The organism is Methylobacterium sp. GC_Met_3, from assembly GCF_026540775.1.
Taxonomy (GTDB): Bacteria; Pseudomonadota; Alphaproteobacteria; order Rhizobiales; family Beijerinckiaceae; genus Methylobacterium.
The window spans coordinates 1-13,642 of record NZ_JALNUL010000022.1; the positions used below are offsets into that span (position 1 = coordinate 1).

Genomic DNA, 13,642 nt, shown 5'->3' on the forward strand with positions numbered 1-13,642 from the left:
ACCAGTCCGTTCAGGCGACGACAGGCCCTAGACGTCGAGGACCTTCAAACCGGCATCATGTTCCCGCAGACGGCACGCTGACGTTCTTCCGGGGCGCTCGTCAGGTCCGGGCCGCCTGACGGCGTCGACGGATAACCGAAGAGTTCGAAGGTTCCCTCCCGAACCGGGTCACCGGTCGCGCTGACGGGAAGGCATCCCTGGATAGACGCACGTTACCGCGCGGCAGCGGGCTCATGGATCGGGCAGCCGTTGAAGCGCTCCCTGAACTCCGCCGAGTGCCTGTATGGTGCGTTGCGCGCGCGGTTGACGTTGCCGAGCGGCCGGTGGGCCGCGAGCCCGGTCCAGACCGCGAACCGCATTCGCTCGTTCACGGCGTCGACGCGGCCCGCGTCCCAACTGTCCTGGGGCCGCACGGTGATAGTGGCGACCCGCTGGAACGGCGCCTCCTCTTCGTCCCACGGCACCGTCGGGTCCTCGACTGGCTGGCGTTCGAGGTTGCGGCAGAGCTGCACCCGGAACTCCCAGACGCCCTCGATGCCGGCCATCTCCGACCGTACGGTCTCACGGATCGCGTCGGGGCGGCCCGAGGCGTCGATCTCGGTGCCGGTGAGCGCGGTCAGCGCCGGGGCGACGGGCGCCACCAGGAACTTGGCGATGTGGTCGCCGTACCTGAACGGGGTGACGCTGTAGTAGGTCTCCCCGAGCGGGTCGACGTTCGGCTCGCCGCCGAGCGAGCCCAGGGTCGGGCTCTCGATGCCGACCGCCGTGAGCGCCTTGTTCACCCCGCGCAGCACGGTGGAGGCGGCGACCTTTACGCCCTCGATCCGGTCGGTGGTCTTGGCCAGCAGCTTGAGGCTGCCCAGGAACTTCTCGGCGTTCGGCGCCTGGAAGACGGGGCCGTTGACCATGACGAAGTCCTGGGTCGTCCCTTCCGCGTCCGGCAGGCGCTCGCCGGCCACGTCCAGGACCTTCAGGGCGAGGCCGCGGGGCAGCGAGACCGCGTCGGGCAGGATGTCGCCCGCATTGGTCGACATCCGCATGTAGACCTTGTGCTCGCCTGGCGTCGCGAACAGTCCTTGCGCGAGCTCGGGGGGAAGCCCCGCGTCGATTGCCAGCGTGCCCTCAAGGATGCCGTGCGACTTGGCGTGGACCGAGCGGACGGCATGGCCGGAGTCGTCAGCGACCGTCTTCAGGATGGTGTCGAACGTCTCATTGAGCTGCTCGATGGTCCGGCCCTCGTCGGGCAGCACGTGCTCGACGTCGGGGCTGTAGCGGACGGCTGCTTGCAAGGTCCGGTATCCTTCGTTGGTCTTGGACAGAACCGGTCGAAACGGCCGACGTTCCGGATTGCGCCCCATTCAATCGGCCGTGAACGATATTAGGAACGCCGCGTTGCCGGCATGCTTGTACCGAGGCGGGCCTGGCTGGGTTCGCTGTCCCGAGCCCTTGGGTCGGGGCGGGAACAGAACGCATTCGGCTCACCCGGTGGCCGAGGCGCACGGGAGAGACCGGCATGACCTACCTTCGCTACGCCCCCGACATCGAGCGGCCCGCCCAGGACGAGCAGGCGACTATCGACGGCATCATCCAGGGCATGACGCAGCAGTCGCAGACCGTGGAGAAGCGCGAGCACCATGCGGTCCGCGCTAGCCACGCCAAGTGCACCGCTTGCGTCACGGGCGAGTTGACGGTCGCCGTCGGCCTGCCGCCCGAGCTGGCCCAGGGCCTGTTCGCCACACCTGGGACATACCCGGTTGCGGTACGCTTCGCGCAAGGGCCGGGCGAGACCCTGGGCGACAGGGTCTCAACCCACCGGGGCATGTCCATCAAGGTCTTCGGCGTAAGCGGCGAGAAGCTGCCCGGGCACGCGGTCGACACCCAGGATTTCGTGCTCGCGACCGGCACGACCTTTCCATCGGGCACGGCGGCCGGTTTCCTTCGCGACGGCACAGTCATCGGGAAGTCGACGGGCCTGCCGGAGGGCATCAAGAGCGCCGTCTCCGCCACTGCCCGCAACCTCAACAAGGTGCTGCACGCCTTCGGCACGGAGAGCGCGATGGCCGACTTCTTCGGACATCCCTACAGCCACCCGCTCGCTGACAGCTACTTCAGCCAGGCGCCCGTGCGCTTCGGCGACTACGTGGCCAAGCTCGGGGCCGTGCCGGCGACCGATGTCCAGCGCTCGCTCGCCGAATGGCGCCTTGACCCGCGCCAGGACGAGGATGGCTTCCGGCACGCCGCGCTCGCCTTCTTCCGCGAGAACGACGTGGTGTTCGAGCTCAAGGCGCAGCTCTGGGCAGACGCCGAGAAACAGCCCATCGAGGACGCCTCGGTCGACTGGCCGGTCTCGGTCAGTCCCTACCGCACGGTGGCCATGGTCCGCCTGCCACGCCAGGACGCCTATTCGCCGGAGCGCGTGCGCTACTTCGACGAGGTGATGACCTTCCGCCCCGCGCACAGCCTCGCGGCGCACCGACCCCTCGGTTCGGTCATGCGGGCGCGCCTCCAGGTCTACCGGGCGCTGAGCGATTTCCGGCACCGGGAGAACGGCGTGACCGCCGAGGACATCGCCTCGCCCGAGAGCATCCCCGCCTGAGCCGGTCCATTCCCACATCACGCAGAGAGGAAGAACCCATGACCCTCCAGGGGAAGACCATCGCCATCCTGATCGCCCCCCGGGGAACGGAGGAGCCGGAATTCATCATGCCGCGGGATGCGCTGCTCGCGGCGGGTGCGACTGTCACCGTGGTCGGGCTTGAAGCGGGCGAGGCCGAGACAGTCAACAACGACCTCGACCCCGCCGGTAAGTACCCGGTCGATAAGGCCATCGACGGCGTGTCCGCCTCGGACTTCGACGGTCTCGTCATCCCCGGCGGCAGCGTCGGGGCCGACAAGCTCCGCGGCAGCGAGGCCGTGGTCAAGTTCGTGCGGGACTTCTTCCGCCAGGCCAAGCCGGTCGGCGTCATCTGCCATGGGCCCTGGACCCTGGTCGAAGCCAACGTCGTGAAGGGGCGCAAGCTGACATCGTTCCCGACCGTGAAGACCGACATCCGCAACGCGGGCGGGGAATGGGTCGACGCGGAGGTGGTTGTCGACAAGGGCCTCGTCACCAGTCGCAACCCAAAGGACCTGCCGGCCTTCTGCACGAAGATCGTCGAGGAGTTCGCGGAAGGGTGCCATCCGGACCAGGCCCGCAGCGCCTGAGGACGTCTTTCGTCCAGGGTCGGGACGGTCGCCCGACGCTCGATTTCGGTCATCGGGAAGCTCGGGTTGCAGCTCCGTCTCCGGGCCATCCGTCGCGGCGGCCCAAACGGGTTGACCCGGGCGTGTGACCGGAGATGGTAAGCGGAAGCCGACTTCCCGGAGCGCAATCGGTAGCCGAGGCCTGACACCGGCAAGCTAGACCAACCGGTGCTCGGTTGGGTGTAGGAACCGGCGCCCGTCGCCTGTCGACTTCAGCTCGTCGCTCTCGGATGGAGCTCGTGGTTGCCTGAGCGGCTTTGGCCGCCACGACCACTGAGAGGGACGCCACTAATGGCGCCCCTCCGTCCGGGTAGGTACGGATGTGCAGACCAATCCCTACTTGCGGGCGTCGCCATCCCGCATCTGGCCCGTTGGCTCCTGGACGTGGGCTTCGAGGAACCAGAGCTGCTTGTCGACGGCGCGGGACACCTCGGTGAATAGGTCCGCCGTGCCGGGGTCGCCCGCCTCGTCCGTCTGGTCGATATTCTCACGCACGGCGTTGGCGTAGGCGGCATAGCTGTCGATCAGCGCGGCGACGTGGTCGGCAATGGCGTAGATGCCGGTCGGGTAGGCGGGCAGCTTGGTCGATCCCGCCACGACCTGCGCCGTTCCCAGGGCAGTGCCGCCGAGCTGAACCGCCCGCTCGGCCACTTTGTCGTTGAGGTCGCTGATCTCGGCGCGGAAACCGTCCAGCATCAAGTGGATGCCGATGAACTGCGGCCCCTTAAGGTTCCAATGGGCCTGCTTGATCGCCAGCGCGAGGTCGATGCCGTCGGCCAGACGCGCGTTCAGGGCCTCTATGGACACCCTCTTGGCGTTGGAATTGGTGTCGTTCCGGGTCTGGTGAGTACGCGGGGTGCCGCTCGTAGCCATGCTTGTGCTCCACTCTGTCGGGGCGGCAATGGTGGGGCAGTGGGGAGGTTCCCTCCGTTGGATTACGACTGGAGGTCCCTGGCCTTCCCAGCCCATCCGGCGAGGCACGGATACGCGGTGGGGTCCTTGCGGCCTCGCTGAGCCGCGTGATCTTCGGCAGGTCGCAGCCGAGCCAGCGCCGCCGGCCGGGCGACCGCGGACGCAGGAACCGACGCCGGCAGCCGGGGCTTCCCACCGACCCGGGCTCATTACCGGGCAAAGGAAACGTCATGTCCACGGATATCGAGAAGCACCGCGACTTGCTCGTCGCCTTGAGGGATGCCCAGGGGAAGGGCGACGGCAGCTTCGAGAAGGCGGTCACCGCTGCTTTCGAGCACGTCTTCGAGCACCTGGGCCGCTTGAACGACTACGTTTCGCCCGGCGGTCCCGATGGCGGCGACCGACACTTGCAGCCAGGCGAGTCCCCGACGCTTCGGTAAGCCGGCACGCGGCCGGACGTCCTCAAGGAAGGACCCGGCCGGCGCCTCGGTCACGCTCCTTCGCGACAGCGGCCGAAGGCGTCAACCTGTGGGGGCACCACCTTCTTGTGCGCCCTCAGCGAACCTGATCGGCGCGGAACCGATTGCCGCCAGCCTGCGTGTCCTGGCACCGGCATGGCGGCGGCAGGTCCCGGCCACCTTCGCGCAGGGGCATCCCATCGGTCAGCAGGCGGACCAACACGTGCTCCAGCGGCCCGGCCTGGTAGGGCTTCTGCAGAACCGGGACGCCCCGGTAGTTCCCCTCAAGTCCCTGCTGGCCGTAGCCGGTCGCGAATAGAAACGGGGTGCCACCCTCGAAGAGTAGGTCGGCGACCGGATAGCTCCGCGCGTCGCCCAGGTTCACGTCCAGCACGGCCAAGTCGAAGGCCTCGGACCGGACTAGGTCGAGCGCCTTGCCGAGCCGCATGGCGACAGCCACCTCGCAGCCGAGGTCGAGCAGCATGTCCTCCGCGAGCATAGCGACGAGGCTCTCGTCCTCGACCAGCAGCACGCGGCGTCCGGCCAGCACCGTCATGGAGCGTGCACCCCCTCGACGGTTTCCTGGCCGACCCACCCCAACGTGGTCAGCGGGATCTCGAGCCGGCAGGTGACGCCGGATGGGGCGTAGGTGATCACGGCGCTGCCGTCGAACTCCATGGGCAACTGCCGCTCGATTAGGCGGGAACCGAACCCCTTGCGGGTCGGCGGCGTGACCTGCGGTCCGCCGCACTCTTCCCACGACAGGTCGAGCTGCTGCCGGCCCTCGTCTATATCCCGCAGGGACCACGTCACCGCGACCTGCCCCTCGGGAACCGAGAGGGCCCCGTACTTGGCGGCGTTGGTCATCAACTCGTGCAGCGCCATCGCCAACGTCACCGCCACCTTGGGATGCAATCGCGCGTCCGGCCCTTCTAGCCGGAAACGGTTAACGTCGACCTCCGCCAATAGGTGGGGGGCGAGCGCCCGCTCGATCACCTGCAGCAGGCTGGCGCCCTCCCAGTTGTCCTCGACCAGCACGTTGTGGGCGTTCGACAGGGCGGCCATGCGGGCGTCGAACACGGACCGCACTGCCTGGTCCGTCTGCCCGCGGAATGTCTGCGCGGCGATCGATTGCACCGTGGCCAGGGTATTCTTCACCCGGTGGTTCAGTTCATTGATCAGCAGGCGCTGGCGCTCGGCGGCCGCCTTCTCCTCGCTGATGTCCCGCACCTCGATGATCGTGCCGATGATGTTGGCCTCGTCGTCGCGGATCGGGCTGGCGGTGAAGCCGACCGGAAAGAAATGCCCGTCCCGGTGGACGAACATCTCCTCGCCCCGCTCCTGGTTGTTCTCGGGGAAGGCGCGGTCGATGGCGCATTCCTCCAGGGGGAACGGCCGGCCGTCCGGGTAGGTGTGATGCACGATGTCGTGCAGCGGGCAGTCGCGGGCCAGGACCTCGGGGAGCATCCAGCCGGTGAGCGCCTCGGCGGCCCGGTTCATGTAGATGCAATGCTGCCGGTCATCCATCAGGAAGATCGAAACGGAGGCGTTGTTCAGGACCGCATTGAGGCGGCGCTCGGTTTCGAAGAGCTGCCCGCTCCCGCGCCGCAGGCTTACCAGGGGCGTGTTGGCCGCAGCCTTCGACTGCAGCGGCTGCCGGGAGTTCGGCACGGGCACGACCTTTCGCGCGGATCGGGCCGGCACCGTGCGTGCGAGCCTGGGGAACTTGCGGGCCCGGGCACGCCGGCGGGTATCGGCGTCTGGTGCGCCCGACACGGCGGGTCCAATGCACCTTATCGACCGGGAGTTCCACCCCTGGGCGATGTGGTCCGACCCTGCCGAGGTTCGCGCCGGGCTATTCCGGCCTGCGGCCTTGTGGCTATCGGGGAGAGCATTGTGCGTCTATTTACCTGTACTCTGAGCTCCGAAGCAAACAAGCCGCTTTCGGCTCGCTTCTGCCGCACGCCGGACGTCCGCTTATTTGTTTTCTGCACCCGGAAGCAGACAGGCTGAAAACCACCCAACCCGGTCGCGGAGCCTTATTGCGAGGCGCCTGCGACGCCGGCGAGGGGAACGCGCTCGGGGGACTTGAGACGCTCAAGCAAACTCGACGTGGTCTTTAAACACTGGCCCGACAAGGTCTTCCAACTCAACGCGCCCCACCCCGATCGTAAACGCCGCACCGCCAAGGTGAGTGCGTTCACAGCGTTCTGCTCGGCGTTGCTGACCGGGCGTGAGGGTCTCTTTCAGACGGCAGCCTTGCCGACCGACGCACCCCCATCTCTGGGCCGCGAATGCCGAGGAGGCGCTGGTCGAACTCGCGAAGGACGCCGACCGCTTCGACGTGGTGTTCTCGGACATCGTCATGCCCGGCATGAACGGCATCGACCTCGCCCACCGCATCCGCGAGACGCATCACGACCTGCCGGTACTCCTCGCCGCCGGATACAGCCACGTGCTCGCGCAGAACGGCACCTATGGCTTCGAGCTCCTGCACAAGCTGTACTCGGTCGAGCAGCTCTCGCGGCTCCTGCGCAAGGTCGCGACCTGGCAGCGTCGCAGGCGCGTCATAGGCCGATAGCGATCCCTATGCCGGCCTTGTGACGTTCGCAGGGATACCGGCCCGTCAGGCAACAATATCGCCGACCTGCGGCGACTGGGCCGCCTCCCCGGATTGCTCCCCGAGCACCTTGCGGAGCACGCTTGAGAGGTCCTCAACCGCATAGGGCTTGCGCAACAGCTCGAAGCCGTGGCGCCCGTCCTCGGCGAGGACGTGGCTGTATCCGCTGGTCAGTATCACCGGCAGGGACGGTCGACGGGTACGGATGATCCGCCCGAGCTCGACGCCGTTCATGCCTGGCATGATCACGTCCGAGAACACCACGTCGAAGCCATTGGGATCCGCTTCGAGGGCGGCCAGCGCTTCCTCGGCGTTCATAGCCCAGGTCGTCTGGTAACCGAGGTCACGGAGGAGTTGCGTGGAGAACGCCCCGACGTCTGCGTTGTCCTCGACGACGAGGACCCGCCGCCCGCCGCCCGCGTCCGACGCCATGCTGACGGGACCTCTGTCTCCGTCACGGCCTTCGGACGCCTCCGACGCCACGTGTGGCAGGTAGAGGGTGAAGGTGGTTCCGCAACCCACCTCGCTCACCACGTCGACGTTGCCGCCCGACTGCTTGGCGAACCCAAAGACCTGCGACAGTCCCAGCCCGGTCCCCTTGCCGACCTCCTTGGTGGTGAAGAAGGGCTCGAAGATGTGGCCGATGCGGTCCGAGGGGATGCCGCAACCCGTATCGGAGATTGAGACCGCGACGAACGCCCCGGCATCGGCGGCATGGGCGCGGATCCCTGGCATCGAAGAGCCGCAATGCACGCGCAGCCCGAGCGTTCCCTCGCCGTCCATGGCATCGCGGGCGTTCACCGCCAGGTTCACCAACGCGGTCTCGAACTGGCTGATGTCGGCTTCGGCGCAGCAAGGTTCGTCGAGGCCGGCGTGCTCGATCCGGATGCGGCCGCCGACGATGGTGCCGAGCATATCGATGATGCGGGCCACCCGCCGGTTCACGTCGAAGACCTCGGGTTTGAGGGACTGGCGACGGGCGAAGGCGAGGAGTTGCCCCGTGAGCTTTGCGGCCCGGTCGACGGTGTCGGCGATTGCGTCGACGTACCTGTGACGGCGGTCCTCGGCCAAATCCGGTCGGCGAAGCAGGTCGGTCGACGACTTGATGATGGTCAGGAGGTTGTTGAAGTCGTGCGCGATCCCGCCCGTGAGCTGGCCGACCGCCTCCATCTTCTGGGCCTGGCGCAGGGCTTCCTCGATGCGCTGGCGCTCGACGCCTTCGGTCCGGAGGCGGTCGCTCGCGTCGGCGAGGTCGCGCAGGTAGAGGCGCTGCTCGCTCAAGTCGGTGAGCACGCCGCAGAGGAGCGGCGTCTCGCCGTCGCGGTGAAGCGGGCTCAGGGACAGGTTCACCGGGAGGCCGGAGGCCTCGGTGGTGTTCATGGTCAACTCTCCCCGCACGACGCCGCGGGTCGCACCGTCGAGGAGGCGCATGAAGCCAGGGACCTCCGCGGCGATCATGAACGATTGCAGGGAGATCCCGATGAGGCGTTCCTGGGGGACGCCGAGCATGTCGGCCAGGCGCAGGTTGCAGTAGAGCACCGTGCCATCGGTCCCGAGGGTGAAGGCGCCTTCCTGGATGCGCTCGATCAGGACGCGGTAGGGCCGGTCGGCATCCTCAAGGGTGTAGATGTAGCGCCGTCCCTCCGGGTCCTCGACCACGACGGCGTCGAAGTCGCCGCGTCGGATCGCGGCGACCGTCTCCTCGGCCTCCTCCAGCTTGCCTTGCGTTGCACGCAGGAGCGCCCGGCACTCGGCGAGGGCCTTGTCGCGTTCGTCTTCCGACTCAGGAACCATCGGCCTCGCCATCGTCTCCGACCGGCATACCGAGGCCGCTCAGGACCCTAGCCCCGTCGGTGAGGTCGCCGATGAGACGACGTTCGGGCAGCGGTTTTAACCGAAGCAGGGTGGGAGCCGCCACGACCTGATAACGTTCCGCGAGGTGGGGCTGCTGGTAGATGTCGATGGTTTCCAGGTCGACCTGTCCCGCGAGGGGCCCGTCGCAGATCCGCCGCAGGTTCTCGATGGCCCGACGCGAGCGCGGGGTCATGCCAGCCACGAACAGCCGAAGCACGTAGCGCTCCGCTGGTGGGGACGGTTCCTGGCGGGGGACCTCGCTCAAGCGTCTTTGGCCTTGGGCCGGATATCGAGGCCGACCAGCACCTTCTCGGTGTTCGACAGGTCGCCGATGATCCGCTTCAGCGGCTCGGGGATACGGCGGACGAGGGTCGGGATGGCCAGGATCTGGTCGCCCGCCGCGAGTTGCGGGTTCTTCATCAGGTCAACGACCTCGATGTCGTACCGGCCGGGCAGGTGCTCCTCGCAGATGCGCTTCAGGTTCGCCAACGCGGCCATCGACTTGGCGGTGTGTCCGGCCACGTACAGGCGCATGTGATAGGAGCCGCCGTCGGCCTCGTCATCGGGGGATACGGGAACGGCCGGGTCGATCATGTCCTGACTCATTCCGCGGCACTCCGACGTAGGGTGATGGCCTGACGTTCGGTCACCAGCAGGGCCTCGCGGCTCTCGTCCTCTCCGAGCAGGACGGCTTCCTCCTCCTCGGCGACCTCCAGGCTGGCACGCAGCTCGGCCATCTGACGCTCGATGGCGTGGCGGCGACGGACGACCTCGCGCCTCCGGCGCTCGCTTTCCTGGCTCCGACGCAACGTCTCGGACTCCTCACGCGCCTCCTGGACGAGGCGGGCGGTCCCGGTCAGGACGCCGGCCGGCCCGACATAGGCGTCGACGAGCCTCACGCCGGTCGCCGACATCTGGAACTCGCGCACCTGGTTCGAGTGGCTCATGCCCCGGGCCTTGATGACATACAGGGTGCGCGAGCGCTCGCCGTTGGCCTCGACGTCCGTCAGCTTGATCCATGCATCCATCAACGACGACAGGCCGAGGTCGCCGCGCTCGTCGAAGCCGCCATCGGTGCGCAGGCTGGTGAACACCGCGGTGATGCCGCGGCTCTTGAGCATGTCGACCATGCGCAGGAGCGTGGCCTGCAACTCCGTCGCCGGTCCCCGCAGGGCCGAGACGGGATCGATCACCACGAGGCTCGGCTTGAACCGCTCGATGTCGCGGTGCATCCGGGCGAGATGGGTCTCAAGCCCGTAGAGGGTCGGGCGGGCGGCCTCGAACCGCAGGAGTCCGGCATCGACGTGGCGTGAAAGGTCCAGGCCGACCGAGCGGGCGTTTCGGCAGATCTGCTCGCCGCTCTCCTCGAACACGAACGACATCGCCCGCTCGCCGCGCGCACAGGCGTCGTCGACCATGTAGGAGCTGATGGTGGTCTTGCCGGTGCCGGCGACGCCCGAGATCAGGATGCTCGACCCGCGATAGAATCCGCCCGGGCTGAGCATCGCATCGAGTCCCGCGATCCCGGTCGGGACGATGTCGTCCGAGGTCTCGTGATCGAGGTCGGCCGAGGTGACGGGCAGGACGCTGATGCCGTCCTGGTCGATCAGGAAGGGATACTCGTTCGTGCCGTGCGCCGAACCGCGGTACTTCACCACGCGTAAGCGGCGGGTGGTGACCTGATCCTCGACCCGGTTGTCGAGCAGGATCACGCAGTCCGAGACGTACTCCTCCAGACCCTGCCGTGTCAGGCCGCCGTCGCCGCGCTCGCCGGTGATGACCGTGGTGAGGCCACGGTCCTTGAGCCAGCCGAACAGGCGACGCAGCTCGGCGCGCAGGATGGATGCGTCGGACAGGCCGGCGAACAGCGTCTCGATGGTGTCGAGCACCACGCGCTTGGCGCCGATGGTGTCGACGGCGTACCCGAGCCTGATGAACAGGCCTTCGAGGTCGTACTCGCCGGTCTCCTCGATCTCGCTGCGCTCGACCCGAACGTGGTCGATGGCGATCCTGCCGTCCGCGACCAGCCCGTCGAGGTGGTATCCAAGGGAGGCGACGTTGGCCGAAAGGTCCTCGGCCCGCTCCTCGAAGCTCATGAAGACGCCGGGCTCCCCGAACCGGGTGGCGCCGTTGACGAGGAAGGTCACGGCGAACAGCGTCTTGCCACATCCGGCGCCGCCGCAGACGAGGCTGGGACGGCCGACGGGAAGGCCGCCGAAGGTGACGTCGTCGAACCCTGAGATGCCGGTCGGCGCCTTCGGCAGGGATTTCGGGATGGATGCCTCGGACGTCACGCCTTCTGTCCTTTCCTCGCCGCAACCGACGGCTCCGCACCGCTCCCGCCCATCTCCTCGACGCGTCGCCGTAGGGCGGTCTCGATGAAGTTGGTGAGCGTGCGATTGTCGCGACGGGCGCAGTCCCGGGTCGCCGCCAGGAGGTCCGCATCGATCCGGATGGCGAGGGGCTTCTTCAATCCGCAATCCCGCCGACCGTGAGCGTCTCGCCTAAGCGTACGCCCTGCGGAAGGCAATACAAATCGACGAGGATCTAAACCGGCCGGGAAAGCCCCTCGGTGCGGCCGCCCGGGGCCGATGCCAGGCATCAGACATCCAGCTGCAGGGGTCGGCATTCGTCACCGGTGGCACGGCGCGGAACGTGTCGATGTCCGTAGGCAACGTCAAATCACGGTTCGTGACGAGGGCGATACGGCCGGACGGGCGGGGAAGACGAGCCCAGGGACAACCTGTCGATCCGCATCCTCAGACGATACGTCGGAGCGGCGCCGTTGGGCGTCTGGCTCGACCTCGCCACCCCGGACGCGACCCTGATGGTCGGGGAGGTCCCGCACAGGAAATGACGGTCGGCCCGTGCGGCCCGCCCATGGGAGGGTGCCGGGTCCGATCCGGGTCAGCCCTGGCGCAGCGTCCGCCGAGCGACCATGCCGAGAGTGGAGCCCTGCACGACGATGGTGAACAGCACCACCGCGTAGGTCGCCGCAAGGATGCCAGGCTTGGCCGCGCTCTGCGGGATCGACAGGGCAAGGGCGACCGAGATGCCGCCGCGCACGCCCGCCCACGTCAGGAACGGCACGTTGCCGAGGCAGAGGCTGCCGCCCCAGCGGAACAGCAGGACCGGCGCCGACACCGCGACGAGGCGGGCGGCCAGGACGATGGGGACGGCGCAGGTGGCGAGCAGCAGGCCGTGCGCCTCGAACCCGAGCATCAACACCTCCAGGCCGATCAGCAGGAACAGCACCGAGTTGAGCACCTCGTCGATCAGCGTCCATAGCGCGGAGACATAGCCCTGGGTCGTCTCGCTCATCGCGTCGCGCGGCGCCCGGTCACCGACCAGGAGGCCCGCGGCGACCACGGCGAGCGGGCCGCTGGCCCCGAGCCTCTGGGCCAGGGCGTAGGTCCCGGCGACCAGCGCCAGGGTGATCAGCACCTCCACCGGGAAGTCGTCGATCTCGCGCATCGCCCGGTAGGCGACGTAGCCGGTGACGACGCCAAGCGCGAGGCCGCCCCCGGCCTCCCGCACGAGCAGCTTGGCGATGCCGCCCGCACTGGTCGCCTCGCCGCCGGAACCGGCCGCGAAAGCGACCAGCACGGTGAACAGCACGATGCCGATGCCGTCGTTGAACAGGGCCTCGCCCTGCATCTCGACCTCCAGGGCCTCGGGCACCTTCACGTTCTTGAGGGTGGCCAGCACCGCCACCGGATCGGTCGGACTGATGAGGGCGCCGAACACGAGTGCCCATGGGAGCGGCACCGGCCGGCCGAGGGCCTCGGCCGCCGCCCAGAAGGCGCCACCGACAATGGCCGTCGAGATCAGGGTGCCGAGGAGCGCCAGCGTCGCCACCGCCCAGGCCCGGTCGCGCAGCGCCCGCAGGTCGAGGCTCATGGCGCCGGCGAACAGCAGGAAGGCCAGCATGCCGTTCATCACCACCTCGGTGAAGTCGACCTGCCCGAGCACCCGCGTGAGATCCTCGTAGAGGTGCTGTCCGGGAAGGGCGAGGTCGAGCCCGACGAGCGCCAACGAGGCCAGCAGGCCCATGACCAGCAGGCCGATGGTGTGCGGCATGTGCAGCAGTCGGCGGTTAAACCAGCCGAACAGGGCCGAGAGCGTCAGCAGCAATGCCGCGAGATCGAGGATCGAGATGCCGGAGCCTCCGTCAGGGCGGGGGGGCGCCGATGCGGTCCCGCCGATATCGCCTAACCTTGGTCGCCGGACGTGGCCCCATCGGCTCGACCGGCGGCCGCGACCGGCTCGGGATATGTCTCGGACGGTCCGCTGGCCGAAGGCATACCGTCGGTGCCCAGGACGGTGGCCGCGGTCAGCCCCGTCGACGGCGCCGGGCCGACCGGGGCTCCGACCCGGTAGGCGGTGCCGATCAACAGGAGCGTGCAGACGGCCATCGCCGCAAGGACAGTCGTGAGGAACCTCATGACCGCATCAATCAACGGTCAAGTTCGGAGGTTCCGCATGGTCGGCAGGGCAAGCCGGCCCGGACCCGGTCGTATCCGGAGGCGCCCGTCCCGTGCGGGAATCGTTTTTC

Annotated in this window: 14 protein-coding genes and 1 pseudogene; 4 read left to right on the forward strand and 11 right to left on the reverse strand. The window is 68.1% G+C overall.

Annotation, left to right across the window (positions count from 1 at the left end; genetic code table 11):
* Positions 1–212: 212 nt before the first annotated feature.
* Positions 213–1,289, reverse strand: coding sequence for a catalase family protein (locus OXS27_RS21235; protein WP_267358559.1), 1,077 nt, complete (start codon positions 1,287–1,289; stop codon positions 213–215).
* A 224-nt stretch (positions 1,290–1,513) separates the two neighbouring features.
* On the opposite strand from OXS27_RS21235, the gene OXS27_RS21240 reads away from it, so the two are divergent.
* Both OXS27_RS21240 and OXS27_RS21245 read left to right on the forward strand, forming a co-directional pair.
* Complete coding sequence (locus tag OXS27_RS21240) at positions 1,514–2,596, forward strand: catalase family protein (RefSeq protein ID WP_267358560.1); 1,083 nt, start codon at positions 1,514–1,516, stop codon at positions 2,594–2,596.
* Between the two features lie 38 nt (positions 2,597–2,634).
* Entirely contained in the window at positions 2,635–3,204 is a 570-nt protein-coding gene (locus tag OXS27_RS21245; RefSeq protein ID WP_267358561.1) for a type 1 glutamine amidotransferase domain-containing protein, read from the forward strand.
* 375 nt (positions 3,205–3,579) lie between these two features.
* Here the strand turns inward: OXS27_RS21245 and dps are convergent, their stop codons facing one another.
* On the reverse strand, positions 3,580–4,116 hold the full coding sequence (dps, locus tag OXS27_RS21250) for a DNA starvation/stationary phase protection protein Dps (protein WP_267358562.1): 537 nt from the start codon (positions 4,114–4,116) through the stop codon (positions 3,580–3,582).
* Positions 4,117–4,385: 269 nt separating this feature from the next.
* Here dps and OXS27_RS21255 point away from each other — a divergent pair, with 269 nt between their 5' ends.
* Positions 4,386–4,595, forward strand: a complete 210-nt coding sequence (locus OXS27_RS21255) for a hypothetical protein (protein ID WP_267358563.1) — start codon at positions 4,386–4,388, stop codon at positions 4,593–4,595.
* A 115-nt stretch (positions 4,596–4,710) separates the two neighbouring features.
* On the opposite strand, the gene OXS27_RS21260 is transcribed toward OXS27_RS21255, so the two are convergent.
* Together OXS27_RS21260 and OXS27_RS21265 are read right to left on the reverse strand one after the other, a co-directional pair.
* Entirely contained in the window at positions 4,711–5,169 is a 459-nt protein-coding gene (locus OXS27_RS21260) for a response regulator (protein ID WP_267358564.1), read from the reverse strand.
* Complete coding sequence (locus OXS27_RS21265) at positions 5,166–6,284, reverse strand: HWE histidine kinase domain-containing protein (protein ID WP_267358624.1); 1,119 nt, start codon at positions 6,282–6,284, stop codon at positions 5,166–5,168. Before OXS27_RS21265 ends, OXS27_RS21260 begins: the two co-directional genes overlap by 4 nt.
* Before the next feature lie 613 nt (positions 6,285–6,897).
* Between OXS27_RS21265 and OXS27_RS21270 the strand changes: the two are divergent.
* A pseudogene (locus tag OXS27_RS21270) lies at positions 6,898–7,194 on the forward strand (response regulator); the annotation flags it as partial.
* 45 nt (positions 7,195–7,239) lie between these two features.
* Here the strand turns inward: OXS27_RS21270 and OXS27_RS21275 are convergent.
* The 7 genes from OXS27_RS21275 to OXS27_RS21305 all read right to left on the reverse strand — a co-directional run bounded on the left by OXS27_RS21275 (position 7,240) and on the right by OXS27_RS21305 (position 13,532).
* A complete protein-coding gene (locus OXS27_RS21275; protein ID WP_267358565.1) occupies positions 7,240–9,027 on the reverse strand; it encodes a PAS domain-containing hybrid sensor histidine kinase/response regulator in 1,788 nt (595 codons plus the stop codon).
* The gene (locus tag OXS27_RS21280; protein ID WP_267358566.1) at positions 9,017–9,304 is read right to left on the reverse strand and encodes a circadian clock KaiB family protein; all 288 of its coding nucleotides are present in this window, start codon (positions 9,302–9,304) and stop codon (positions 9,017–9,019) included. Before OXS27_RS21280 ends, OXS27_RS21275 begins: the two co-directional genes overlap by 11 nt.
* A gap of 44 nt (positions 9,305–9,348) precedes the next feature.
* The gene (locus OXS27_RS21285; RefSeq protein ID WP_267358625.1) at positions 9,349–9,681 is read right to left on the reverse strand and encodes a circadian clock KaiB family protein; all 333 of its coding nucleotides are present in this window, start codon (positions 9,679–9,681) and stop codon (positions 9,349–9,351) included.
* A gap of 8 nt (positions 9,682–9,689) precedes the next feature.
* Entirely contained in the window at positions 9,690–11,381 is a 1,692-nt protein-coding gene (gene kaiC, locus OXS27_RS21290) for a circadian clock protein KaiC (protein ID WP_267358567.1), read from the reverse strand.
* On the reverse strand, positions 11,378–11,560 hold the full coding sequence (locus tag OXS27_RS21295) for a hypothetical protein (RefSeq protein WP_267358568.1): 183 nt from the start codon (positions 11,558–11,560) through the stop codon (positions 11,378–11,380). Before OXS27_RS21295 ends, kaiC begins: the two co-directional genes overlap by 4 nt.
* Positions 11,561–11,994: 434 nt before the next feature.
* Positions 11,995–13,221, reverse strand: a complete 1,227-nt coding sequence (locus OXS27_RS21300; protein WP_267358569.1) for a sodium:proton antiporter — start codon at positions 13,219–13,221, stop codon at positions 11,995–11,997.
* A gap of 77 nt (positions 13,222–13,298) precedes the next feature.
* Positions 13,299–13,532 carry a hypothetical protein gene (locus OXS27_RS21305; protein WP_267358570.1) on the reverse strand — a complete coding sequence of 78 codons (234 nt, stop codon included), beginning with the start codon at positions 13,530–13,532 and terminating at the stop codon, positions 13,299–13,301.
* Between the last annotated feature and the right edge of the window lie 110 nt (positions 13,533–13,642).

What these genes read in the sequence shown, in the direction of transcription:
- OXS27_RS21240 (WP_267358560.1), top strand. Translation starts at nt 1,514, where the DNA reads ATGACCTACCTTCGCTACGCCCCCGACATCGAGCGGCCCGCCCAGGAC.
- OXS27_RS21245 (WP_267358561.1), top strand. Translation starts at nt 2,635, where the DNA reads ATGACCCTCCAGGGGAAGACCATCGCCATCCTGATCGCCCCCCGGGGA.
- dps (WP_267358562.1), bottom strand. Translation starts at nt 4,116, where the DNA reads ATGGCTACGAGCGGCACCCCGCGTACTCACCAGACCCGGAACGACACC.
- OXS27_RS21255 (WP_267358563.1), top strand. Translation starts at nt 4,386, where the DNA reads ATGTCCACGGATATCGAGAAGCACCGCGACTTGCTCGTCGCCTTGAGG.
- OXS27_RS21260 (WP_267358564.1), bottom strand. Translation starts at nt 5,169, where the DNA reads ATGACGGTGCTGGCCGGACGCCGCGTGCTGCTGGTCGAGGACGAGAGC.
- OXS27_RS21275 (WP_267358565.1), bottom strand. Translation starts at nt 9,027, where the DNA reads ATGGTTCCTGAGTCGGAAGACGAACGCGACAAGGCCCTCGCCGAGTGC.
- OXS27_RS21285 (WP_267358625.1), bottom strand. Translation starts at nt 9,681, where the DNA reads ATGATCGACCCGGCCGTTCCCGTATCCCCCGATGACGAGGCCGACGGC.
- OXS27_RS21305 (WP_267358570.1), bottom strand. Translation starts at nt 13,532, where the DNA reads ATGAGGTTCCTCACGACTGTCCTTGCGGCGATGGCCGTCTGCACGCTC.